The sequence below is a fragment of the Salinibaculum sp. SYNS191 genome (assembly GCF_037338445.1).
Taxonomy (GTDB): domain Archaea; phylum Halobacteriota; class Halobacteria; order Halobacteriales; family Haloarculaceae; genus Salinibaculum; species Salinibaculum marinum.
Map to the genome: position 1 here is coordinate 2853552 of NZ_CP147838.1, position 23852 is coordinate 2877403.

The following is a 23852-nucleotide window of genomic DNA, read 5'->3' on the forward strand; positions in this document are numbered from 1 at the left end:
TGATAAATATGTCGGGGAGCCCGACGACATCACCCCATCTAAAGGTATCAAATGAGTGGTTGGACTGTCCGCGTGGTCGTCGGAACCGCGCTTACTCCTCGTCGTCGTAGTGTTCGCCGAGCGCGGCGGGAATCCGCGTCCGGCCGATGAGCGTCAGCGTCACCAGCACGACGACGTAGGGGAGGATGCCGAACAGTTGACTGGGAACGTCCAGCGCCGAAATCTGCTGGAGGCGGAACTGCAGCGAGTCGAAACTGGCGAACAGCGCCGCGCCGCCGAGCGACGCGAGCGGGTTGTAGTTGCCAAAGAGGTAGGCGACGATGCCGAGAAAGCCCCGGCCGCCGATGCTGGTGTCGAGGTTGCCGACGAACACGCCGAGTTGCCCGAGCGTGAAGCCCGCGCCGCCGATGCCACAGAGCACGCCCGACAGCAGGACGCCGACGTAGCGGACGCGACTCACGCTGACGCCCGCGGTGTCCAGCGCCCGCGGGTTCTCGCCGGCCGCGCGGATGCGCCGTCCCAGGCGGGTGTACTTCAGCACGTACCAGGCCAGCGGGGCCGTGACGAGCATCAGGTAGACCATCGGCGAGGCGTCGAAGAAGATGGGGCCGACGGCCGGAATCTCCGAGAGCACCGGAATCGTCCAGGTGCCGAAGGTCTCCACGGAGGGGCTGTTGACGCTCTGGAAGAGGATGAGCGAGACGAACGGCGCGAGTCCCAGCGAGATGAGCCAGACGGCCAGGCCGGCGATGACCTGGTTCGACTCGTAGCGGATGGTGAAGACGGCGAAGACGGCCGCGGCCGCGATGCTGACGAGGATGCCGACGAAGAAGGCCAGCCACAGCGCCGTCGTCGTCCCCATCCCCATCTCGAGGAACCGCTGGACGGCGACGATGCTGGACAGCGCCGAGAGGATGAGAAAGCCCTCGATGCCGATGTTGATGATGCCGGACTTCTCCGCGAAGATGCCGCCGAAGGCCGCGAAGGCGATGGGGACGGTCACGCGCAGGACCGACCCCGCGTAGCCGGTGTCGAGGATGGCGTCGAGAATCTGCTCGGGAACGGACCCGCTGGGGGCCAGTGCTCGCAGCACGAACAGGACGGCGATGACGACCGCAACACCGGCGGCCCACTTCCCGGCCCGGCGGAAGACGCGGCGGCGGCTCATGGCTCCGTCCCTCCCCCGGAGAGGTCGATGACGTCACGGCGGTTCAGCGTCCGGCCGACGATGCGGAAGAGTTCGGGCGTTGCCACGAGCAGGATGATGAGGCCACGGAGCACGCCCACGAGCTGGCGCGGGATGCCGAGGTTGAACTGGATGGCCTGGCTGCCGCTCTCCAGGATTCCAAAGAGCAGGCTGGAGGGGACGAGGCCGAGGGGGTTGTTCCCGGCCAGCACCGAGACGGCGATGCCGTCGAACCCGATGGGTGGCGTCCCGGTCTGCCAGCGGCCGATGACCATCATGACGTAGATGGCCCCGCCGATGCCGGCGACGGCCCCGGCGAGGGTCATCGAGAGGATGGTCGTGGACTCGGCGTCGACGCCGCCGAAGACGGCCGCCTTGGTCTGTGTCCCCAGCGCGCGGATGTCGTAGCCGATGGTCGTCCGGTGGAGCAGCAGGTAGACGCCGACGACGACGGCCAGCGCGAAGAGAAACAGCGGCAGTGCGAAGTTCGTGTTCGACGGGAAGACGACCGGTTTGAACGTCGCCGCGGAGGGAATCGCGCGCGTGATGGTCCCCTGGATGGACGGGTCGTTGAAGAAGCGCTCGACGAGCACGTAGGCGACGGCGGTGGCGATGAAGTTCAGAAGCAGCGTCGAGATGACCTCGTTGGTGTCGAAGCGGGCTTTCAGGACGCCCGGCAGCCACCCGTAGAGCCCGCCGACGACGACGCCGGCGACGAGTCCGAGCGGCATCAACACGAGGCTGCCGACCGTGCCGTCGGGGACGAGGGGCGCGACCCAGAGGATGGTGACCGTCGTCGCCAGCGAGCCGAGGACGAACTGCCCCTGCGCGCCGATGTTGAACAGGCCGGCCCGGAACGCGATGGCGAAGCTCAGGCCCGTAAAGAGCAGCAGCGTCATCTGCTGGAGCGTCAGCGCGATGTTGAAGACGTTGCCGAACGCGCCCTGGAAGAGCACCGTGAACACGGAGACGGGGTCGTAACAGAAGGAGACGCCGAGAAGCGAGAACTTGGGCGTCCCGCAACTCGCGCCGTAGCCGGCCGCGAGTATCACGAGCATGCCGACGACGACGGCGACGCCGACGGCCGCCACGCTGACGAGGACGCGCTCGCCGCCCGAGAGGCCGACGAAACGCCCCAGCAGTCGCTCGATGCGGGTCTGCCCGTCGTCTGTCATTGTTCACTCACGTGCGTTGCACCTTCGTTCCCGCGTCACTTTCGGGTGTCTCACCGGCCATCATCAGTCCCAGCTCCTCCTCGGTCACGTTCTCCGGCTGTACGACGTCCACGAACTCCCCCTCGTACATCACGCCGATGCGGTCCGACAGCCGCGTAATCTCGTCCAGCGACGCCGACACCAGCAGGACGGCAACCCCCTGGTCGCGCATCGCCAGCAGGCGCTCGTGGATGAACTCCATGCTCCCGATGTCGACGCCGCGGGTGGGGTGGGCGGCGACCACGATGTCGGGGTCCCGCGAGAACTCCCGGCCGACGACGAACTTCTGCTGGTTCCCGCCCGACAGCGACCGCGCCGTCGCGTTGGGGTTGGCCGGGCGCACGTCGTACGTCTCGATGATGTCCTCGGTGTGGGCCCGGACCCGCCCCCAGTCGATGCGTCCGCCCTTCGCGAAGGGTTCGCGGTGCTGACTGCCGAGAACGGCGTTTTTCACGAGGTCGAAGTCCAGCACCAGCGCCCGCTCCTGGCGGTCGCCGGGGATGTACGCCAGGTTCCGCCCCAGTCGCTCCTGGCGTGACAGCGCCGTGACGTCGTCGCCGTCGAACTGCACGCTGCCGCTGGCATCGTCTCGCAGGCCGGTGATGGCCTCGATGAGTTCGGTCTGGCCGTTGCCGTCGACGCCCGCGATGCCGAATATCTCGCCCGCGCGGACGGTCACGTCGAGGTCCTGCACCGCGGCGACGCCCCGGTCGTCCTCGACCGAGAGGTTCGAGACGGTGAGCCGCGGGTCGCCGTGGTCGGTGCTCGTCTTCTCGACGTCGAGCAACACCTCGCGACCGACCATCTTCCGCGCGAGGTCCTCCTGGGTCGTCTCGGCGGCGTCGACGGTGTCGACGCGCTCGCCGTCCCGGAGGACGGTAATCTCGTCGGCCACCTCCAGCGCCTCGCCGAGCTTGTGGGTGATGAAGATTATCGTCTTGCCCTGCGCGGTCAGTTCCTCGAAGACGCCGAAGAGTTCGTCGACCTCCTGGGGGGTCAACACGGCCGTCGGCTCGTCGAAGATGAAGACGTCGGCCCCGCGGTACAGCGTCTTGACCACCTCGACGCGCTGTTGTGCGCCGACGCTCAACTCCTCGACGGGGGCGTCGGTCACGTCGCCCAGCGCCAGTCCGTAGCGCTCGCTCAGGTCCTCGATGGCGTCGGCGATGCGACTGTCGTCGACCCTGGCACCGCCGTACTTCACCGGCTCCCACCCGAGCGCGATGTTCTCCCGGACCGTCATCGGGCCGACCAGCGTGAAGTGCTGGTGAATCATCCCGATGCCGCGCTCGATGGCGTCCTGGGGCGAGTCGAAGTCGACCCGCTCGTCTCCGACGTGTATCTCGCCGGCCGTCGGCTCGTAGAGGCCGTAGAGGACGTTCATCAGGGTTGTCTTGCCGGCTCCGTTCTCCCCGAGGAGTGCGTGGACGGTCCCCTCGCCGACCTCCAGGTCGACCTCGTCGTTCGCGACGACGCCACCCGGGAACCGTTTGGTGATTCCCCGAAGACTGACTGCCGGGTTCATGAACTGCGTCTAGTAAGCGCTCAGGACGGCTTGGTCGGCACGTCGATGTTCCCGTCGGCGATCTCCTGCTTCGTCGACTCCACGTCGTCCTTGATCTCCTGTGGAATCTGGTCGCCGATGTCGACGCCCCAGAGCAGTTCGAAGCCGCCCTCGCCGGCGGCGAGTTCGAACGTCTCGCCGCCCTGGAAGTTGTCGTTGACGACGTGTTCGACGGCCTGCATGACGCTCGTGTCGACGCCCTTTATCATGCTGCCGAGGATGACGTCCGAGTACTTCGGCGCGGTCTCGGACTGACGCTGGTCCGCCCCGAAGGCGAAGACGCCGCGGTCCTGTGCGGCCTTGAAGACGCCGGAGCCACCGGCCCCGGCTCCGTGGAGCAGGACGTCCGCGCCCTGGTCTATCATCGAGCGGGCCGTTTCCTCGGCTTCGCCGGGGTTCGAGAAGCCGCCGACGTAGCTACTGAGCACCTCGAAGTCCTCGTTGATGCTCTTCGCGCCGGCCCGGAAACCAGCCTCGAAGGCCTGGACGACGGGTACCTCGACGCCGCCGACGAAGCCAAGCGTCGTGTTCGAGGGGTCCGTCTGGCCGCCGCCGGCCGAAAAGTCCATCGTGGATAGCTGGGCCGCGGCGCGCCCGACGAGGTAGGTCCCCTGCTGCTCGGCGTAGACCCAGTTCTCGACGTTGGGCTGGTCGACCGCCGCGTCGAGCAGCGCCCAGTTCTGGTCGGGGTACGCCTGTGCGTTCTCCTGCAGCGGCGCGACGTGCTCGAACCCGAGACAGACGATGAGGTCGTAGTCCGGGCTCGACGAGCGCGCGAAGCGCTTCTGGAACCGGTCGAAGTCGCCGCTGCTCTGGGGTTCGGCGTTCTGGAAGGAGACGCCGTACTCCTCCTCGGCGTTCTTGATGCCGCGGTTGGCGGCGTCCGAGAAGGACTGGTCACCGAGGCCGCCGAGCGCGTATATCATCCCGACGTTGATGTCCTCGCCCGGCATCGACGTGCTGCCCCCGCTGCCGCCGTCGCCACCGTCGCTGCCGCCGTCTCCGCCATCGCCACCGTCGCCGCCGTCGCTGCCACCGTCGCCGCCGTCCCCAGAACATCCCGCCAGACTGATTGTTAGTCCCACGCCACTCGCTTTCAGTACGTCCCGGCGAGAGTACATGCACGAGAGCAGAGAGCGGTAACAGATATACCTTGTCAATTACTGGGAACCGTTGGCAAATATAGCCGTGTAACCGGCCCTACAGCCGATTCTTGACAGCGAATCGTCCATATAGAACGAACGCTGAAGTGCCTCCGCACGGGAGGCAAGCACATGGTCGAAGGGTTCCACCACGCGGGCGTCGCCGTCTCCGACGTCCCCCGCGCAGTCGAGTTCTACGAGGGCGTTCTCGGGTTCGAACCGCTCGGTCCGGACGACCCGGCCGAGACCATCGAGACAGCCACCTACTTCTGGCTGGCAATCGCCGACGACCAGTGGCTCAACCTCGCAGCGAACCCGGATGCGGTTCCCGACTATCCGGGGAATCTGGACGACCCGCACCTCGCCTTTCGCGTCTCGGAGGCCGAGGCCGACCGCATCAGCCGACGACTGGCCGACCGGGACGTCGCGGTGACCGAGTCGCCGACGAGCCTGTACTTCCGCGACCCGGACGGCAACCTCGTGGAGGTGACACAGTGGGACGGACCAGAACGGTGACAGTCGGACGGAAACGGCGCTGCGACCTCAGAAACTGCTGTCGGGGTGCTCCCACTCCTCGGTGTAGGCCTGCTGGCTCTCGGTGAACTCGTCGATGTTCACGCCCAGGGTGTCGAGTTTGCGCTCCGCGACCGCGCGGTCCAGCCGGTCCGGGATGTTGTAGAGGCCCGGTTCCAGGTCGGGACCGTCGACGAGCATGTCGTAGGCCGCCATGAACATCATCGCGAACGTGGTGTCCATGACCTCGGCGGGGTGGCCCTGGCTGTAGGGGCCGGTGAGGTTCACGAGGCGGCCGTCCGCCAGCAGGTTCAGGCGGCGGCCGTCGGGCATGTGATAGCGGGTGACGCCTTCCTTCGGGGTGGTCGTCTCCTCGGCCATCTCTTCGAGTGCGGGCAGGTCGATTTCGACGTCGAAGTGCCCGGAGTTCGAGAGGATGGCACCGTCCTGCATCTGCTCGAAGTGCTCGGCGCGCATGACCTCGCGGTTGCCGGTCGCGGAGATGAACAGGTCGCCGACCTCGGCGGCCTCGTCCATGCTCATGACGCGGTGGCCGTCCATGTGCGCCTGCAGGGCCTTGCGGGGGTCGACCTCGGTGACGATGGTCTGGCCGCCCATCCCGCGGGCCTTGCTGGCGATGCCGCGGCCGCAGTAGCCGTAGCCGGCGACGACGACGTCCTTGCCGGAGATGATGGAGTTCGTCGTGATGGCGATGTTCGTCAGAGAGGACTCGCCGGTGCCGTGGACGTTGTCGAAGAAGTGCTTCATCGGCGTGTCGTTGACGCCGTAGACGGGGAACTGCAGGACGTCCTCCTCCTCCATCGCTTCGAGGCGGGTGATGCCGGCGGTAGTCTGCTCGCCGCCGCCGATGACCTGCGCGGCGACGTCGGGGTGTTCGGCGTGGACCTTCGCGATGAGTTCACAGCCGTCGTCGAGAATGAAGTCGGGTTCGTGTTCGAGCAGGTCGTGCTGGGCCTCGTCGAACTCGTCGTCGGTCATGCCCTCCCAGGCGAAGGCGGTGATGCCGTCCTGGGCGTCCAGGGCGTCGACGACATCGCCGTGGGTGCTCTGGGGTTCGCTGGGCGCGAACAGCACCTCGGCGCCGGCCGCCCGCAGCGTCTCGATGGTGACGCCGGACTTTGCCTCCAGGTGGGAGGCGAAGGCGACGGTGTAGCCGTCCAGCGGCTGGTTCTCGCCGTACTCCTCGCGGAAGGATTCGAGAATCGGTGTGTAATCGCGCGCCCACGCCAGGGGGTCGTCGGAACCGTGCTCGGTGGGTGACATCCCCTGTAGGTATCGAGCGTCGGGAATTAAGCACTTGGTTCTGGACCCGCAGTGTCGCTCGTCTGACCCGTCTCCGCTCCGTCTCGGGCCGTCCACGAACGGCCTCAGAAGAGGCTACCCAGCACGCCCGGCAGGTCGATAGTGTACCCCAGCCACTCGACCGCCCTGTAGCCGAGAAAGAGGCCGACGATTCCCAGAATCCCGGCGAGACTCGGCGGTGCTGGCATCGGCACTTCGACGGCACTGAACAGGGCTCCAGCGAAAATTCCCGTCAGCAGAGCCAGCACAATCTGTGATGTCATACGACCCCGGAGTGGCCACGGGCACATAAAAATGAAGATGGCTGCAGTCCCGCCCACTGCAATCGGTTTCCGCCCAACAGGTCCCTGCGGTGACAGGACCTGCCGGTCTCCGTCTTCCGGCGTCGACCACCACCTTTTCGACGGCCTGTCCCGCAGTGGGGCCATGGACATCATCGTCACCGGCGGCCGCGGGACCTCCGGCCGCTGGGTCGTCGACCGACTCGCCGACAGCCACGCGGTCACGGTCCTCGACCAGACCCACCCCGGACAGGACGGCCACCCCGACGTCGACTACCGGGCGCTGGACCTCACCGAGGCCGGGGGCGTCTTCGACACCGTCACCGAACTCGACCCCGACGCAGTCGTCCACTGGGCGGCCATCCCCGTCGCCGGCAACCACCCGGGGACTGACCTCTACGAGAACAACACGCTCGCCGCGCACAACGTCCTCACCGCGGCGGGCCGCGTCGGGGCCGACGTGGTCCAGGCCTCCTCCGACGGCACCTACGGCTTCTTCTTCGCCGCGGAGACGCCGGTGCCCGACGAACTCCCCGTCACGGAGTCCCACCCGCTCCGGCCTGAGGACCCCTACGGGCTCTCGAAGGTCGTCACCGAGGAGATAGCGAAGACCGTCGCCCGCCGGGACGGCGTCTCCGTCGCCTCCATCCGCCCATCGTGGATTCAGGAACCCGGCAACTATCCCTGCCGGGCCGACGACTACGTCGCGGACCGCTCGGCCGGGGCCGGTAACTACTGGTCCTACGTCGACGTCCGCGACGTGGTGGACATGGTCGAGGCGGCACTCGCAGAGCCCGTCGACGGCCACGAACCCTTCAACTGCGTCGCGCCGGACAACGCGCTCGGAGAACCGCTGGCCGAACTCGTGGAAGATTACTACGGCGACCTCCCCGACGACTGCACCGTCGAGGGCGACGCGTCGGCCTATTCGACGGCGAAAGCCGAACGGCTGCTCGGCTGGGAGCCGACCCACTCCTGGCGCGAGGCAGCCGACGAGCCCGTCGACCCACCGCAGGTCTGAGCGCTGTCGGTTCTCGCCGTCACTCACTCCCGCCGACGGACCCGCAGTTTCACGGGTTCGTCCGGTCGCAGGGTAATCGACGGCGCGAACGACAGTTCCGCGGTGACGGGTTCGACCGCCCAGTCCTTCGCCATCGTCGCCAGCGCCAGCCGCGCCTCCTGTTTCGCGAAGTTGTCGCCGATGCACCGGCGCGGGCCGCCGCCGAAGGGGAAGTACGCGAACGCCGGCAGGTCGCGCTCGAAGTCGTCGGTCCAGCGACTCGGCCGGAACGCCTCCGGGTCGTCGTAGAACCGGGGGTCGCGGTGGAGCACCCACTGTTGCATCGAGACGGTGGTCCCCGCGGGGAACGCGTACCCGCCGAGTTCCACCGGCTCCGCCGTCTCGCGGATGACGCCCTGCACCGGCGGGTACACCCGCATCCCCTCCCTGACTGTCCGCTGTGTGTACGGCAGGTCCGGAATGTCCTCGTCGGTGGGTGACCGGTCGCCGAGGACGTCGTCGACTTCCTCCTGCAGCTTCGCGGTCTGCTCGGGATTCGTCGCCAGCGCGAAGAGCGTGTAAGTCAGCGCCAGCGCGGTCGTCTCGTGGCCGGCCAGCAGCAGCGTCACGACCTCGTCTTTGATTTGCTCTTCGTCCAGCGCGTCGCTCTGCTCTTTCGCCGTCAGCAGCATCGACACCACGTCGTCGCCGCCGGCGTCGTGGTCGGCGACGATTTCGGCGGCGATGTCGTCCAGTGCGGACAGCGCGCGCCGGTACCGGCGGTTCGTCGGCGTCGGGACGCTGTCGGGGATGTCGACGGGACGGGTCAGCCGCTGCTCCGAGCGGTCCATCACCGTCGCCAGTGCGTCGGCGATGTCGGACTCGTAGGCCCGGATGTCAACGTCGAACAGCGCCTGTGCGGCGATTTCGACGGTCAACTGCATCATGTCGCCGTGGACGTCGCGGACCTCGCCGTCGGCCCAGCTATCGAGCAGTCGCTCGGTGTACTCGACCATCACCGGCGCGTACTCGTCGAGTGCGTCGGGGTTGAACGCGGGTTGCATCCGGTGGCGCTGCTCGCGCCAGAACTCGCCCTCGCTGAGCAACAGGCCGTTGCCCAGCACCGGCCCCAGCGCCTCGTGGTACTGCTCGCCCTTCCGGAACTTCTCGTTGTCGTGGACCAGCACCTGCTCGACGAGGTCGGGGTCGCTCACCTGGTAGAACTCGTCGCCGGCGAGTTCGTAGCGGGCGACCGGGCCGTACTCCCGCGCCGTCTCCTCGTAGAACTGCAGGGGGTCCGAGGCGAACTGGTACGTGTTGCCCACCAGCGGCAGCCCGGACGGCCCCGGCGGGTCGGAGTCGGTACCCATGCGGATACGTTCACCCCGCGGCCTGTTGGGTCTTGTTGTCAGTCGGCTACGTCTCCTCGACGTGGCGCACCGTACTCGCGATGCCCCGCGTACTCGACACCATCTCCGGGCCGGACATCTCCGCGCGGCCGACGGCGAAGGCCTGCGGCCCGTCGATGACCACCTCGTCGCCGACGCGGATGTCCTCGCTGGCGTCGACGACGCCCGGCGCGAGGACGGAGCCGTGGGGGACGAAGTCGTCGATTTCGACGCGCTTCGTGGGGGCGTCGCTGTCGACCCAGTGACGTGCTCCCGCGAGTGTCAGCGAGAGGACGCCGTACTGCGCGACGAGCGTCGCCAGTTGCTCGCCGTCGCGATTCAGCGCCCGGAGTTTCGGGTAGCGACTGCCGACGCGGATGTCGGAAAAGAGCGCGTCACCGGCACCCTCGCCGAACTGGTAGTCGGCGACCGCTTTCAGCGTGTTGTGCTGGCGCTCGCGCTTGCCGTACTTCAACTCGTCCGACAGCGTCGAGGCGAGATTCGCCAGCGACTCGGTGGTCGTCGGGTGGTCGGAAACGGTGTACTCGAAGTCAAGTCCCAGGGAGTCCTCGACGCGCTCGCAGATGTCCCGGTAGCCCTCGCCGGGGACGTGCGCGATGATGCGCGGGTACTCGTTGCGCTGCAGGTACGCCTCCAGCACGTCCGCGACGAACTCCTTCTCCGTCGCCGACCAGTGACCGGTCACCACGGAGTCGTAGTGCTGGGCGGGGTAGGTGAGTTCCAGTTCCTGCGGGACGACGCCGATGGGGGAGGTCATCGACACGGTGTGCGCGCGGAACTGGGTGGCGTCGTGGTACTGGCCGTGGCTCTGGGACTCGCTGTAGGGCTTCTTCGCCGAGCAGGGGACGATGACCAGCGGGTTGTCGAACCGGCAGCGATAGCGCTGGGTGACGCGCTCGGCGAAGCGCTGGATTTCGACGCGGCGCAGCGTGTCCTCCGTCGCGGCGGTAATCTCGGCCCGCCGCAGGACCGGCGTGCGCTGTTCCAGGTACGCGTACTGCTGGTCGAGGCGGCGGAATGTGGCGGTGAGCCACTGCTCGTGGCGGGCCTGTCCCTCGATGTAGTCGCGCAGACGCCCGCGGCGAATCCGCTGGCGGACGGTCGCGAGCGCGGCACGGAGGGCGTTTTCGTTGTGGTCGACGCAGTCCTCGCGGTCGAACTCCTCGACGGACTGCTGGCAGGCCGGGCAGGCGCAGGGGAGTTCGTCGAGGTCTTCGAGGAAGTGCTCGCCGTCGGTGGTGAGGTACTTGCCCTGGGTGCCCTTCACGACGGCGCGGTCGGTGTCCACCAGGTCGACGCCGGCGTAGGCCAGCGTGGCGACGTTGGCTGGCGTGGCGACGCCGGCGAGGTACAGCGCGGTGTCGTGCGGGATGTTCTCGCGCGTGCGCGTGGTGGCACCGACGAACGCCCGGGCGTGGCCGGTGATCTCCTGCGCGTTCGAGAGGACGTAGGCGTCGGCGTCGCTGTCCGTCGCCTTCGCTGCGGTGTCCGGCGTCACGACGGCGGCGCTCGGGAAGTCCACATCGGGGTAGTCGACGGCGAAGGCAGTCTGCACCTCGTCGGCGGTCCCCCCGGGGAACGCCCGGTGGGGCAGCACGGTCAGCGTCGACTCGTCGCCGTCGGGCACGTCACGCTCCTCCGGCCAGAGGCTCCCGGCGTCGCGCAGGACGTCGTCGACCACGGCCGGGGTCCGAAGCGGGTCCGAGAGACGGAGTTCGCCCACGCGCGCGGCCCCGTCGCGCTCGTGGACCTCGAAGTAGTCGGTCATGCACACCGGTCGGCGGTCCGCGCCCAACTATCTTCCGTGTCTGCCCGAGTCGCTCCGGCTACCACTCCGTTATCTCGACGCCGAGCGCCTCGAAATCGTCGGCGTTCTCCGTCAGCACGGGTTCGTCGTACCGCTTGGCAATCGCCGCAATCATCGGGTCGATACCGTCGATTCCCGCGTCGTCTCCCGAGGCTGCCCTGTCTGCTCGTGCGTGGAGCTTCCCCGCCCGTCTGTGGTCGAACAACGTCATGTCCACCTTCGGGTACATCCGGGAGACGTTCCGCACCTTCCGTCGACGTTCTTCATCGTCGAGAAAGGCTGCCCCGTATTCGAGTTCCTGAATCACAGGCGACGGAACGCGCGGAATTTCGCCTTGCTCGTGCATCTCTAACGCCTTTTCGAATGCGCGTTCTTCCCCCTGATAGAGACGAATCAGGAAATTCGTATCAAGAATCATCGAAGGCGTCCCGGAGGTCGCGCTTCGATGCAGCGGCACTCTCTGCCTTCGCCTCTATTCGGTCGAGCATCGTCTCGGCGTCCTCGTCGGAGAGAATCCCAGCTACCTCTCCCGGATGCGGACCACCGGAGATCCGCTGCCACGCCTCGAACATCGTCTCGTCGCCGCGCTTGTGGGCTTTGACCCAGTCCTTGAACCACGACGGCACCTTCATCGTGGTCATCTCGTCGGTGCTTCCCATATCGTATACTCCGGTATACTGACTTTTCAACTTTCGGCCGCAAGTCGCGTCTCAGCAACAATTCAGAATGAACGAGGGAAATCGTGTCGTTCAGCAGTAGCGTTAACTATCTTCCAAACGGAACTGGAGGTTGTGATGGTCCCCCTTTCAGACGACGAGAAGGCGATGATGAAGCAAGGTCGAATTAGCTCCGGCGTCGAAACTGACGAGGACGACATCGACCAAATTCTCTATTCAGCGGGCCTGGACACAGTGTAGACGAAGGCGACCCGATTTGAGGCGGTCTTCTACTCCCTTCTCTTCCCCAGCACCTCGACGCGCACGCCCTCGGGAATCCCCCCGAGCACGTCGTCCGGCCACCCGGTGTGAAACACCGTGAACTCGGTGTCGGGATTCGCCGCCACCAGCCGCCGGATGCCTTCGACGGCAGCCTCGTATGCCGCCCGGTCGCGCCGCTCCGGCAGTTCCGCGCCGAGGGGGTACGACTCCGCAAGTTCCCGCGGGACTGGGCCAAACGGCGGGACGAGATTCCAGCACTCGTCGAAGTCGTCGCTGTTCGATCCCTCGGTCAGCAGGACCGCCCCCTCACACTCCAGCCGTTCCAATCGCTGGTGGTGGCGCAACACCTCGGGCCGGCGGGCGCTCTCACTGGAGAGGTAGAAGAAGGCCTCTTTGGCGACCCGGTCGGTCGTCTCCAGTTGCGCGCTGTGTTCCAGCAGCGTCCGGTAGCCGTCCAGCATCGCCGGGTGGCCGCGGGCGCGCTGTTCGACCAGTTCCAGCAGGTTCCCGCGCCGGAGCGCCTGCCGGATGCGGCGCATCTCCTCGACGGAGACGTGGAGGTTGTGCTCGGCGAGCAGGCGATAGCGTTCCCGGTCGTCGTCCACGTCTCGGACCTCCTCTGGAGTGTGCTCGCTGCAAATCGGACAGGAGCAGGGGAAGTAGTCGAGGTCTTCGAGGTGCTCGGTGCCCGAGACGGTGAGGTAGCGCCCGTCGCGGGCGTAGAGCGCGTAGGCGGCGGAGTCGAAGAGGTCACAGCCCAGCGCGACCGCGAGCGCGAACATCATGGGATGGCCCGCGCCGAAGAGGTGGACCGGCGCGTTCTCGCCGAGACCGCGCTTCGCCGGGGCGACGACGTCCACGAGGTCGCCAAAACGGTAGTCGTTCATCAGCGGCACGACCGCGCCGATGGGGAAGACGTCGAGGTCCGTCCCGTAGGCCTCGCGGGCGGCCCGCTCGCGGAGGTCCGGGTAGGTCGACCCCTGGACGGGCGCGGTGACGAGCATGTCACCGGTGTCGACCGTCTCGGCGACTTCGAGCCGCTCTTGCGTCGTCGCCAGTTCCTCGGCGGCCTGCTCGCGGGGCACGTCCGGCGGCGTCGGGATGTCCACCGGCGTCCCGATGTCGGAGCCGATGTCGTGCTGGAACTGGAGAATCTCTTCGGTCGTCACGGTAATCTCGCCGTACTCGGCGAGCTGGAAGGAACCGGAGTCGGTCATGATAGCCCCCGAGAAGTCGAGCAGGTCGTGCAGGCCCTGCTCCAGCGCGGGCTCGCGCAACTCGTCGCTGTTGTGGAGGACGTAGCTGTTCGTGATGAGAATCTCCGCGCCGAACTCGTCCTCGAGCTGTGCGGGCGGCACCGTCTGGACGTGGGGGTTCACGACCGGCAGCAGCGCCGGCGTCTCCACGGTCACGCCCGCACGGGGGACCGTCAACTCTCCCCGCCGGCCGGCGGCGTCGTAGTCCCGCACCTCGAAGACCTCTCGCATTGACTCCCCTTCGGAGAGGCCCTGCGGTAAGGATTGCGTTTGCGACCTACCGGGTCCCGAACTCCGCCTCGAACAGCGCGTAGTAGACGACGCCGAAGGCGGTCCGTCCGTCCCGCAGGTCGCCCTCGCGGGCGGCCGCGACGAGGCTGTCGAAGGCAACCGTCTCGACGTCGATGGACTCGTTGTAGTCGAGGTCCTGTTCGGCCGTCGCCTCGCAGTCGCGGGCGACGTAGTAGTGGAAGACGGCGTCGGAGAAGCCGTTGGCCGGTTCCATCGTCGTCAGGTGTTCGACCGCTCCTGCCCGGTAGCCCGTCTCCTCGCGGAGTTCCCGCCGGACGGCCGCGTCGAGGTCCTCTTCGCCTTCGACGTTGCCCGCCGGGAGTCCCCGGTTTCGTCGCTTGACCGCCTGCCGCCACTCGTCGATGACGACGACGTCCCCGTCGGCGGTAAAGGGCAGGACGACGACGCTCTCGGCGTCGGAGAGGTGGTCGAACTCGGTCTCCTCGCCGTTCGGGAGGCGGACGCGCTCTCTGACGATGTCGAACCCCTCACAGGCGTAGGCGACCTCGTCGTCCAGCGTCTCCCACTGCAAATCTGTCATCGGGTCACGTTCCGGGCGAAGGACAAAAAGCGCCGCGACCGCCCGCCAGTCAGGGCTCGTGACCCATCGTGATGTCGCCCAGCGAGGTCCCGCAGTCGGCGCACCGGTACGCCGTCACGAGTCCGTCCGGTCTCTCTTCCACGTCGTCGCTCCCACAGTCACACGAGTTCAACTGCGACGGGGCTGCCGACGGCTTCCAGTTCATGACAGGGACCAACATGCCGTCCGTAAAAACTGTGTCGCCTTCGTACTGTTCATAACGAATGACCAACACTTATTCGAGCGCGGCTGTGGGAGCCCGTTTGTCGGCAAGAATGGCCGACGGTTGTCCCGTCTGTATCGGCGGACTGTCGACTGCCGACGTCGTAATGACAGCCACGCTTGATTTTGACGAGCGCTTCAATCCCTCGCCAGAGCCGCCAGGGTCGAGAGCGTGTCTGCACTCTGCAGGTCGCCCACCGTGCAGTACCACGCGCCGCGGACCCCGTTCCGGTCGTTCTCCACGGGCGTCTCCAGTGGACGGAGTGTCCCGAGTTCGAAGACGACGACTGTCTCCGCGTCGGCGAACGGGTCGATGGTCGCCGCCCAGTCGCTCTCGTCCATCGGCCCGGCCGCACCGCGCGTCTGTTCGACGCGCCCCGTCACTGCCGCGTAGTGGGTAATCGCCGAGACGGGTGCCGTCCGGTAGAACGCCAGGTAGTCGAACGACCGCCGCGTCCGGTCGTAGGACTCCGGTGCAGGATAGATACCGCCGCGACACCGTTCGAAGGTCGCCGGTCGTACGGCGACGACACAGACGCGGGCATCGCTCGGCGGGTCCGTCACAGTCGAGTCGCTCTCTTTCCTCATGGAGTCCTTGCTCTAGCTTCGAGGACCGTTGCGGGAAAAGTGGGCCGGCGCAGACAGTCGAATACGACGAGACTCGCTTCGCTCGTCTCGTCTGCTCGAATCTGCTTGTCGTGTATTTCACACCCACGACAGACGCTCGTCGCTACCGCTCCTCACGTTGCGTTGCGGGAAAAGTGGGCCGGCGCAGATTCGAACTGCGGTTACGGCCACCCGAAGGCCGAAGGATACCAAGCTACCCCACCGGCCCGCATGCAGGAGGTGGCCGCGGTGCGGTTTAACCGTTGCGAAACCGCGGAGTCTCGACTACTCGCCGAGTCGCTCGAAGTCCCGGCTGGCGAACTCGCTGGGGCGTTTTCCCTCGGTCGCGTAGACGTACAGCGAGGTCTTGATGATGCCTTTCGTCGTCGCCGCGACGAGCAACCCCAGGACGACGAACACCGCGACGACGGCTCCCGCGGCGATTGCGCTCCCGGTCGCAGTGAAGATGCCGAAGCCGACGCCGGCGCCGACGAGGAAGACCAGGAAGGCGATGACGCCGGGGCCGACCATCCCGATGGCCGACTCGCCCCAGGTCTCCCGGAACGTACTGCCGCTCCGTCTGAACATCCCGGTCAGGCCGACGTCCGGTTCGAGGACGGCGACGGGGACGACGAAGAAGGTCAGGACGGACCAGGCGGCGCTGAACACCCAGGCGAAGACGCGCGCGATGCGGCTATCGGAGGACTCGACGACCCTGATGACGACGCCGATGGTCGCGGCGATGACTGCCCAGACGACCAGTTTGCCCTTCACGCGCCAGGCGGCCGCGAGCCCGCGCCCGAAGTCCGGCGGTCGCCCATCGAAGGCCTGTCGGGTCTCGGAGACGAGCGCGGCGGTGAAAAAGGAGGTGACGAACGTCGAGACGAAGTAGACGGCAAAGAGGAGGCCGACGGCCACCACCTCGTCCTCCGGAACGCCGATGACGCCGTAGGTCGTCCCGAGCAACACCGCGAGGAAGACGAGCGCACTCGCCCCGCCGACCAGCGGGAACGACAGCAGCGACGGGTTGTGTCTCAGCACGCCGATACTGTCCTTCGTCAGCGCGAGTCCGCGTCTGAGCCGGCCAAACAGTCCCATGGCCCGCATCTTCACCGGACTGGCGTATAGACATTTTGGCTTGCTATCACCTTCCGCTGGCGTCTTTGGGGTCTGTCAGAACGCGGTCCAGCCGTCGGTGTCGAGCCAGTTGTGCGCGACCGTAATCGCCTGGTTGCCGTGCAGTCGCTCCGGTCCGAGTCGGACCCGCCGGTCGGCAACGTCGTCGAGGAGTTCGGCCTCCGCGTCGGTGAAGTCCCGGTGGTCCGAGAGAACGAAGACGGGGTCGGCGGGTGGGTCCGCCGCGTTCGCGGGAGTGCCGTCCTCGTGGAGCTGGACGACGGTCCCCTCCTCGGCAGCAGCCGAGACGGCCGCTTCGGTCCCGCGCCGGGTGAGATAGACGCCCGGCGACGTCTCGACCGGCACGTGTCCGATTGCCTCCTCGCGCTGGTCGAGTGCCGTCCGGAACAGGGCTGCCGTCGAGCGCTCGTCCGGGTTGAGACGTCGCACTTCGCCGCCCTCGAATCGCAGCGTGAACTCGTCGTTCAGGACGACACGTACCCGGACATCCTCGCGGATGTCGTGCGAGAGCAGGAGCGCGGCGGTGACGCACCGGCAGAGCGCGTCGAGTCGCCCGGCACCGGGGAGGTCGTCGAGCGAGAAGTCGGGCGTCGTCGGTGCGTCGTGACCGACGACGAGGAACTGGCGCATGGGCGGGTCTGGGTGACGGGCGGTCAAGTCGCTTGCTGTGTCCGGTCGCTAGCTGCTCCCCGCGACCGACTGGAGCCACGACCGGAGCGGTGTAAAGGAGAGATACGGCTGGAGCAGGTAGTACGGGAGGACGAGCACGCCACCGAGTGCGTTCGCGTAGGCGTCGCCGAGCGAGAAGTAGCGTTCGGGTATCTGCGACTGCCCGACTTCGATGCCGATTCCGTAGAGGACGACTGTCGCAAACACACCGCCGGCGAGTACACGGCGCTCGACGTTCCAGTTCGTCGTTGCGTAGGCCAGCGCGCCGCCGAAGGCTGCGTACGCCAGGAAGTGTCGCCACTTGTCGAGGGGAATCAGGCTGAACGTCAGGTCGTCCAGTGCCGTCTCCGGCGGCGAACCAAGGATCGACGCGTAGAAGATGAACGCAGCGACCGCGAGAACTGCTGCCCAGCGGACGCTTCTCGGCAGCAACGGGACGCGGAGTTTCATGTCGAGTATCGGGATTTCGAAAGGTAACTCGTATAATTCGTTTGGTTCGCAGTCCCGCGACTTACCCCGTTACCACGTCAGCCCCTCGTAAGTAACCCCGTCTCGCCGGTCGACGATGCGACGGCCGTCGACGACGACCGGGTCGGCCATCGCGTCGAACTCCCCGTCGAGCGCCGCGAACTCGTCCCAGTCGGTCACGACGACGGCACCGTGGGCTCCCGCCAGCGCGTCGGCCGCGCTGTCGGCATACTCGATGTCGGGGAAGTGCTCGCGCATCTCCCCGGCAGCGACGGGGTCGTAGGCGACGACTGTCGCGCTACGCTCTTGCAGTCTCTCGATGACGGGAATCGCCCGGGAGTTGCGCACGTCGTCGGTCCCCGGCTTGAAGGACAGTCCGAGGACGGCGACGCGCTCGCCAGCCACGTCGACGTGGTCGTCTAGCAGCGCGAGCAGGCGCTCGGGCTGGCGGTCGTTGACCTCGACTGCGGCGTCGAGCATCAGCGGTTCGTAGCCGACATCGCGGGCGGCCGCACGGAGCGCGTCGACGTCTTTCGGGAAGCAGCTGCCACCCCAGCCGACCCCACTCCGGAGGAAGCGCTCGCCGATGCGGTCGTCCAGCCCGATAGCGTCGGCGACCTCGTAGGCGTCGACGCCGTACTCCTTGCAGATATTCCCGAGGTCGTTGATGAGGCTGACTTTCGCGGCGAGGAAGGCGTTGTTGGCGTACTTTATCATCTCGGCCTCGCTGCGGCCCGTCTCGACGACCGCCGCGTCCTGAGCGTCCGTGATGGGCGCATAGAGAGTCCGGAGGCGTTCGAGTGCGCGCTCGCTGCCGGTCGTGCCGAGTACGATTTTGTCGGGTTCGCGGAAGTCCTCGACGGCAGAACCCTCGCGGAGGAACTCGGGGTTGACCGCGACGTCGAAGTCCTTGCCCTCTACTTTCCCCGAGGCATCTGCAATCAGCGGCGCGAGCGTCCCGTCGGTGGTACTGGGGACGACGGTGCTCTTGACGACGACGAGGTGGTAGCCGTCTTTCCCGGCGAGGGCCTCGCCGACCGCCTCAGCGCCAGCTTTCATCGCGGCGAGGTCGATACTCCCGTCGTCGTGACTCGGCGTCGGAAGCGCCAACAGCGTGACGTCGGTCTCGCGAATCGCGTCGTAGTCGCTCGTCGCGCGCAGGTCGTCGCCGCCGTGGGCCGCGACGAGGTCGTCGAGTCCGGGTTCGTGAATCGGCGCGTCGCCGTCGTTAATCGCCCGGACGACACTCTCGTCGATGTCGACGTTGACCACGTCGTGGCCGAGGTCGGCGAAACAGGCCGCGACCGTCGTGCCGACGTACCCGCTGCCGATGATGCTGACGTCCATTGCCGGCGGATAGTTCGGCTCCCGTCTTGAGGGTTCGGGTCCTCGAACCGCTCAGCCCGCGTACTCGGCGTAGGCGCTCACCTCGCCGGTCCGCGTCCGGACGACGACGGTGTCGCCGTCGTCGTTGACTGCGGCAATGCCGCGGCCGAGCGCGATGGCCCGCTCGTCGATGTCGTCTGTGTCGTCCGGCCCGTCGCCCGTGTAGACGACCACGCGCTCGCCGGGTGCGACCGGTTCCTCGCCGGAGATGGTCTCTGACTGCTCCTCGTAGTCGACGGTGTAACCGTCGATGGGAAGCTCGCCGCTGCCGGTGTGGTCGAGCACGACCGCTTCCCCGTTGGTCGGGTCGTCGTCGGGAGTGTCGGGTGCCGACCCGCTCCCGTCGCCGTCAACCTCGTGGATGGTCAGTCCGTCCGGCGCTGGCCCGGTCGCGAAGTGCAGCAGGTCGGCCAGCCGGTACGGCGTCTCCGCGCTTTCGGAGCCGCCGGCCTCGTCGCCGGAGACGGGCCGGGAGAGCGCCGGCGTCCACTCCGGGTCCTCGTTGACGAACGCCCGCTCGTCGGCGTCGACCATCCCCCGGATGACCTCGCCGACGATGCGGCTACCGAGTGCGCCGAGGCGGTGGCCGTCCTCCTGGTGCTCGGCCTCCGCGAGGACGTAGAGCCACAGCGGTGCCTCCGTGTCGGCACCGCGGTAGACGGACTGGAGGTACTCCTGGAACGACTGCCCGCCGGGCAGGGGCAACTCGTCGTTGTCCAGCGGGTCGATGCCCATCTCCTCGGCGAGGGCCTGCCCCGACGGGAGGCCCAGCGCTTTCCCGCGGAGGAGGTTCCGCGCGGCGAGGGACTTCGGGCCTTCACTGATGAACGGCAGCAGGAACAGGGCCGGCGGCAGCGCCGCGTCGATGGGGCGGGCTGGCTGGACCTTGCCCGCGCCGTCGGTCCCGGGCTGGTGGTCGAAGAAGTACGACCAGTCGACGACGAGGTCGTCGCCGACGGGACCGAAGCCGTTGAGGTTCGGGGCGTCGCTCGCGCCCGAGACGTCCGCGGGCGGCCCCATGTTGTCGGCGGTCATTCCGGCTCCGTCGGCGGCGACCATCATGTCTATCACCGGCCGGACGTTCTCGGGGTCGGGGCCCGGGAAGAACTGTACGTCCTCGGTGTCGTCGTTGACGGTGTAGCGGTCGCGAATCTGGCTGTGGCCGTAGCGGTAGGCTGCGCCCGCGAACTCGACCGGAATCGAGACCGGGCTGTCGGACTGGAGGAAGTACGACCGTCCGCGGGACCGGATGTCGTCCAGGACCGACCCGTCGCAGATCTGCGGCAGGAACTCGTGGAGGACGATCCACTGGTAGTGCCAGCGGACGAGCCGTCGGGCGGTGTCGTAGACGCTCTCCTCCTCGTCGAGCAGGTGGGCCCCGTCGCCGGAGCGGACGTAGTCGACGACGCGGTTGTGGAACTTGATGAAGGCCAGTTGCAGTTGCGAGATGACGACGTTCTCGTCGTTGCGCGGGTCCGTGATGAGCGCCGCACCCTGGCGGTTGCGCTGGAGATCCGTCGCGCCGAAGCGTGCCGCCCGCGGGGCCGACTCGTCGGTCGGGTCGGCGTCGGCCGCCGGGCCGGTGAGCAGTTTCGCGTCGTGCGGTTCGCGGCTGTCGTAGAGGAACGGTCGCACTTCGGGGCCGCTGCCGTACACCGAGTCCAGGTCAAGCGCCGGCGTCCGGAAGTTTTCCAGCGCGTTCGGGTCGTTCTCCCGCTCCAGCGACGAGGTGGGGTCGAACGTAATCTCGTGGTCGATGAACTGCCCGAAGAAGGCGATGCCGGCGTCTACGTCCGCTGCCTCCTCGGTCGCGGGGTCGCCGAGCATCGGGCCATCGAGGTCGCCGTCGCCGTCGGTGCCGACGCCCCCCAGCGCTCGCAGGAATTCCTCGGCGCGGTCGTACGGTGTGAGGTGTGCGAACCGGTTCGAGAAGCGATGACTGCGGACCCGCCCGCTGTCGGTCATCGCTGCCTCGTTCATCCCCCTGTGCTCGCTCAAACCGTGGTGTTGAGCCATAGGAAATTCACTAATGATAACGATAAAATTGTTATGTTATTTATAGTAAACTGGTTTCCTGTTTACTGCGTGTCACCGTCCGCCTCGCCCGAAATCAGGTGTCCGGCGCGCTCTCGCCGTCGGTCACTCCGTCTGGTCGACGCCAGTAATTTCGAACCGTGCGCCGCCGTCGCTCCCGTCGGTGGCGCGGACCGTCCAGCCGTGGCCCTCGGCGATATCGCTGACGATACTCAGGCCGAAGCCGGTCCCGTTCTCGCTCGTCGAGTACCCCACCTCGAACACGTGCTCGCGGTCGGCCTCGGGAATCCCCTGGCCGTCGTCCTCGACGAAGAACCCGGGGTGGTCCCCGAGGTCACCGATGGTTATCGTCACGTCCGAGCCCCCGTGTTCGACGGCGTTGCGAATCAGGTTCTCCAGCAGTTGCTTGACGCGGCTCTGGTCGCCCTCGACGACCCGCGTCGTCTCGACGGCGAGGCTGGCGTCGTCGGTCTCAACATTCTGCCAGCAGTCCTCCACGACGTCTGCCAGGCAGATCGGGCCGACGTCCGTTGGTTCGCCGTCGCGGGCGAGCGTCAGCAAATCCGTGATGAGGCGATCCATCCGCTGGATGGCCTGTCGCGCCCGCTCGAAGTGGGTGCTGTCGCCGGTCTGCTCGGCCAGTTCCAGCGACCCTTCGAGCACCTGGAGCGGGTTGCGCAGGTCGTGACTGATGACAGAGGCGAACTCGTCGAGGCGCTCGTTCTGGCGCTGGAGTTCCCGGTGCTGGGTGCGCAGTTCGGCTTCGCGGTCCGCGCGGGCCAGCGCCGCCTCGACGGTGTTGGCGAGAATCCGCGCCAGCGCCTGGTCGAGGTCCTCGAACTTCCCCTCCGTCGTCCGGCCCATCGCCATGACGCCGTACTCCCCCAGCGGGAGCACCATCTCGCGTCGAATCGGCGTGTCCGGGTTGTACCGGTCGGGTTCCTCCGACAGGTCGTTGTACACCCCGACCTCGCCGCGTTCGAAGGCGCGCCAGGCCAGCCCCTCGCCGCGCTCGAACGTGGGTGGCGCTTCGAAGAGGTCAGTCCCTCTGTCGGAGATGGCGACCGGCTGGAGCGCGTCGGCCTCGCCGTCGTACAGCCACAGGCCGGTGATGCGCTGGTCCAGCACCTGCGACGCCGTCCTGACAGCGTGCTCGGCGACGGACTGCTTGTCGGTCGCGTCCATGAAGTCCTGGGTCACCTCGTGGAGCGTCCCCAGCGTCTCCTCGCGGCGCTTGCGGTCGGTGATGTCGCGGACCGTCGCCACGACCTTCCACTCGCCGTCGATGCGGACCGGTGCCATGTTGTACTCGCCGGTCATCTCGCCGGTGGGCAGAGCCAGGTCCAGTTCGACCGTCTCCGTGTCGTCGTCGGTCCCGGCGCGCTGGAAGACGCTGTCGAGCGCCCGCTCGAACCGGTCGGCGTCGGCGTCGGTGGCCGACATCGCCCGTGCGAGGGCCATGACGGGCGTGCCGGTGACGTCCGAGAGCGAGGTGTCGGCCCGCATCATCGCGGGTTCGTTGGCGTGTTCGACGCAGCGGTCGCTGTCGATGATGAACGCGCCGTCGGCCATGTGGTCGGCGATGGCGGCGTACCGCTCGCGCTCGCGCTCGCGGCGCTTGCGGTCGGTGATGTCGCGGGAGGTGACTGCGTACCCGTCCAGCGCCTCCACCTCGGTGCTTATCTCCGCTTCGAGCCACCGCCAGGACCCGTCGGCGTGGCGGAGGCGAAATTCGAGGCGCTCGATGCTGTCGTCGGCACTGTCGACGAGGGTTCGGAACGTCTCGCGCACCGCTTCCCTGTCGTCCGGATGGATGTACTCGAAGGCGACCGTGCCGGCGACCTCCCCGGAGTCGTACCCCAGGATGCGCTCGCCCGACGGACTCTGATACTTGATGGTGCCGTCGTCGTCGAGCACCGTGATGATGTCGGTCGTCTCCTCGATGAGCGTCTCGTACCGTCGCAGTTCCTGCTCGTCGCGCTTGCGGTCGGTGATGTCACGGGTCGTTCCCAGTACGAGGTCGGGTTCGCCCGGGATGTCGAGCGGCGTCAACCGGAGTTCGACGGTCTCCGTCGCTGCCGGGACCGCCGGTTCGAGTTCGATGCGCACCTCGTCGCTCTCGCCGGCGAGCAGGCTGTCGACTCCCTCCCGCATCCACCCGACCTCGCTCTCTGAGAGGAGGTCGATTTCGGCGAGATACGAGAGTGGCTGTCCGGTCCAGTCCAGTTCCGAGACGCCGTCGAGTTCCTGGGCCCGGTAGTTGACGAACTGGAGGACGCAGTCCTCGTCGACGACGTACACGCCCTCGTCCATGTTCCCGAGGACGGTCTGGTGCCAGTCGACCTCCCGCTCGGCCGCGTGTCGTTCGACGGCGTTGACGACGCGGTTGGCCAGCAGCGCGTACTTGTCGGCCCCGCTCTCCTTCCGGAGGTAGTCGGTCACGCCGGCCGAGATGGCCTCGCTCGCCACCTCCTCGCTGCCTTTCCCCGTGAACAGGATGAAGGGGAGGTCCGGGTACTCCGCACGGACGGCTTCCAGGAACTCGATGCCGTCCCGGTCGGGCATGTCGTAGTCCGAGACGATACAGTCCACGTCCGTCCCGGCGAGGCACTCCAGCCCCTCGTCCGCGCTCGTCGCCGTCTCGACGTCGAGGCGGTCGTCAGTCCGCCTCAGAAACTCCCCGGCCAAGTCGAGAAAGTCCGGGTCGTCGTCGACGTGGAGAACGCGTATCGACTTGGCCATACCTCCGCATGTACGCAATCGCGCAAAATTCTTGTGGAGGTTGCTACCACGTCGTGCGGCACGGTTTCGGGCGGCTGCGGGCCC

23 protein-coding genes and 1 tRNA gene are annotated in these 23852 nt (G+C 67.3%); 3 read left to right on the forward strand and 21 right to left on the reverse strand.

The genetic code is table 11. From position 1 onward, the window contains the following. Positions 1–91: 91 nt before the first annotated feature. Genes WDJ57_RS15125 through WDJ57_RS15140 form a run of 4 tightly spaced genes read right to left on the reverse strand, consistent with a single transcriptional unit; the run spans position 92 to position 5085 of the window. On the reverse strand, positions 92–1168 hold the full coding sequence (locus WDJ57_RS15125) for an ABC transporter permease (RefSeq protein WP_338901672.1): 1077 nt from the start codon (positions 1166–1168) through the stop codon (positions 92–94). After that, positions 1165–2361, reverse strand: a complete 1197-nt coding sequence (locus WDJ57_RS15130; protein WP_338901673.1) for an ABC transporter permease — start codon at positions 2359–2361, stop codon at positions 1165–1167. The genes WDJ57_RS15125 and WDJ57_RS15130 overlap by 4 nt, the downstream gene beginning before the upstream one ends. Positions 2362–2368: 7 nt before the next feature. Further along, complete coding sequence (locus WDJ57_RS15135) at positions 2369–3925, reverse strand: ABC transporter ATP-binding protein (protein ID WP_338901674.1); 1557 nt, start codon at positions 3923–3925, stop codon at positions 2369–2371. 20 nt (positions 3926–3945) lie between these two features. Then, the gene (locus tag WDJ57_RS15140; protein WP_338901675.1) at positions 3946–5085 is read right to left on the reverse strand and encodes a BMP family lipoprotein; all 1140 of its coding nucleotides are present in this window, start codon (positions 5083–5085) and stop codon (positions 3946–3948) included. 153 nt (positions 5086–5238) lie between these two features. Between WDJ57_RS15140 and WDJ57_RS15145 the strand changes: the two genes are divergently transcribed. Then, entirely contained in the window at positions 5239–5622 is a 384-nt protein-coding gene (locus tag WDJ57_RS15145; protein WP_338901677.1) for a VOC family protein, read from the forward strand. A 27-nt stretch (positions 5623–5649) separates the two neighbouring features. On the opposite strand, the gene WDJ57_RS15150 is transcribed toward WDJ57_RS15145, so the two are convergent. Both WDJ57_RS15150 and WDJ57_RS15155 read right to left on the reverse strand, forming a co-directional pair. Next, positions 5650–6903: an adenosylhomocysteinase gene (locus WDJ57_RS15150; protein ID WP_338901678.1), complete on the reverse strand. Its 1254-nt coding sequence runs from the start codon at positions 6901–6903 to the stop codon at positions 5650–5652. Between the two features lie 104 nt (positions 6904–7007). Further along, positions 7008–7205 (reverse strand): XapX domain-containing protein, encoded by a 198-nt coding sequence (locus tag WDJ57_RS15155; protein WP_338901679.1) that lies wholly within the window; start codon positions 7203–7205, stop codon positions 7008–7010. Positions 7206–7368: 163 nt separating this feature from the next. On the opposite strand from WDJ57_RS15155, the gene WDJ57_RS15160 reads away from it, so the two are divergent. After that, entirely contained in the window at positions 7369–8244 is an 876-nt protein-coding gene (locus WDJ57_RS15160) for an NAD-dependent epimerase/dehydratase family protein (RefSeq protein WP_338901680.1), read from the forward strand. 23 nt (positions 8245–8267) lie between these two features. Here the strand turns inward: WDJ57_RS15160 and WDJ57_RS15165 are convergent, their stop codons facing one another. The 4 genes from WDJ57_RS15165 to WDJ57_RS15180 are packed head-to-tail and all read right to left on the reverse strand — an operon-like array spanning position 8268 to position 12098. Then, complete coding sequence (locus WDJ57_RS15165; protein ID WP_338901681.1) at positions 8268–9593, reverse strand: cytochrome P450; 1326 nt, start codon at positions 9591–9593, stop codon at positions 8268–8270. Positions 9594–9639: 46 nt separating this feature from the next. Further along, on the reverse strand, positions 9640–11400 hold the full coding sequence (gene arcS / locus WDJ57_RS15170) for an archaeosine synthase subunit alpha (RefSeq protein WP_338901682.1): 1761 nt from the start codon (positions 11398–11400) through the stop codon (positions 9640–9642). A gap of 58 nt (positions 11401–11458) precedes the next feature. Beyond that, positions 11459–11857: a PIN domain-containing protein gene (locus tag WDJ57_RS15175; RefSeq protein ID WP_338901683.1), complete on the reverse strand. Its 399-nt coding sequence runs from the start codon at positions 11855–11857 to the stop codon at positions 11459–11461. Further along, positions 11847–12098, reverse strand: coding sequence for a hypothetical protein (locus WDJ57_RS15180; protein ID WP_338901684.1), 252 nt, complete (start codon positions 12096–12098; stop codon positions 11847–11849). Before WDJ57_RS15180 ends, WDJ57_RS15175 begins: the two co-directional genes overlap by 11 nt. Before the next feature lie 135 nt (positions 12099–12233). On the opposite strand from WDJ57_RS15180, the gene WDJ57_RS15185 reads away from it, so the two are divergent. Beyond that, entirely contained in the window at positions 12234–12356 is a 123-nt protein-coding gene (locus WDJ57_RS15185; RefSeq protein WP_338901685.1) for a hypothetical protein, read from the forward strand. A 29-nt stretch (positions 12357–12385) separates the two neighbouring features. Here WDJ57_RS15185 and tgtA read toward each other — a convergent pair whose 3' ends face one another. The 11 genes from tgtA to WDJ57_RS15240 all read right to left on the reverse strand — a co-directional run bounded on the left by tgtA (position 12386) and on the right by WDJ57_RS15240 (position 23768). Further along, positions 12386–13864, reverse strand: coding sequence for a tRNA guanosine(15) transglycosylase TgtA (gene tgtA / locus WDJ57_RS15190; RefSeq protein WP_338901686.1), 1479 nt, complete (start codon positions 13862–13864; stop codon positions 12386–12388). 46 nt (positions 13865–13910) lie between these two features. Further along, complete coding sequence (locus WDJ57_RS15195; protein WP_338901687.1) at positions 13911–14465, reverse strand: NUDIX hydrolase; 555 nt, start codon at positions 14463–14465, stop codon at positions 13911–13913. Positions 14466–14514: 49 nt separating this feature from the next. Then, a complete protein-coding gene (locus tag WDJ57_RS15200; RefSeq protein WP_338901688.1) occupies positions 14515–14670 on the reverse strand; it encodes a hypothetical protein in 156 nt (51 codons plus the stop codon). Positions 14671–14864: 194 nt separating this feature from the next. Further along, entirely contained in the window at positions 14865–15314 is a 450-nt protein-coding gene (locus tag WDJ57_RS15205) for a hypothetical protein (protein WP_338901689.1), read from the reverse strand. 174 nt (positions 15315–15488) lie between these two features. Further along, positions 15489–15561: transfer RNA gene (locus WDJ57_RS15210), tRNA-Pro, on the reverse strand. Between the two features lie 56 nt (positions 15562–15617). Then, positions 15618–16430 carry a DUF6159 family protein gene (locus WDJ57_RS15215; RefSeq protein ID WP_338901690.1) on the reverse strand — a complete coding sequence of 271 codons (813 nt, stop codon included), beginning with the start codon at positions 16428–16430 and terminating at the stop codon, positions 15618–15620. Positions 16431–16505: 75 nt separating this feature from the next. Then, on the reverse strand, positions 16506–17099 hold the full coding sequence (gene trmY, locus WDJ57_RS15220) for a tRNA (pseudouridine(54)-N(1))-methyltransferase TrmY (RefSeq protein ID WP_338901692.1): 594 nt from the start codon (positions 17097–17099) through the stop codon (positions 16506–16508). Between the two features lie 48 nt (positions 17100–17147). Further along, complete coding sequence (locus WDJ57_RS15225; protein WP_338901694.1) at positions 17148–17588, reverse strand: VanZ family protein; 441 nt, start codon at positions 17586–17588, stop codon at positions 17148–17150. Positions 17589–17657: 69 nt separating this feature from the next. Further along, positions 17658–18953 (reverse strand): UDP-glucose 6-dehydrogenase AglM, encoded by a 1296-nt coding sequence (aglM, locus tag WDJ57_RS15230; protein ID WP_338901695.1) that lies wholly within the window; start codon positions 18951–18953, stop codon positions 17658–17660. Between the two features lie 51 nt (positions 18954–19004). Further along, positions 19005–21008 (reverse strand): peroxidase family protein, encoded by a 2004-nt coding sequence (locus tag WDJ57_RS15235; protein WP_338901696.1) that lies wholly within the window; start codon positions 21006–21008, stop codon positions 19005–19007. Positions 21009–21131: 123 nt separating this feature from the next. Continuing rightward, positions 21132–23768: a PAS domain S-box protein gene (locus tag WDJ57_RS15240; protein WP_338901698.1), complete on the reverse strand. Its 2637-nt coding sequence runs from the start codon at positions 23766–23768 to the stop codon at positions 21132–21134. Positions 23769–23852: the final 84 nt, after the last annotated feature.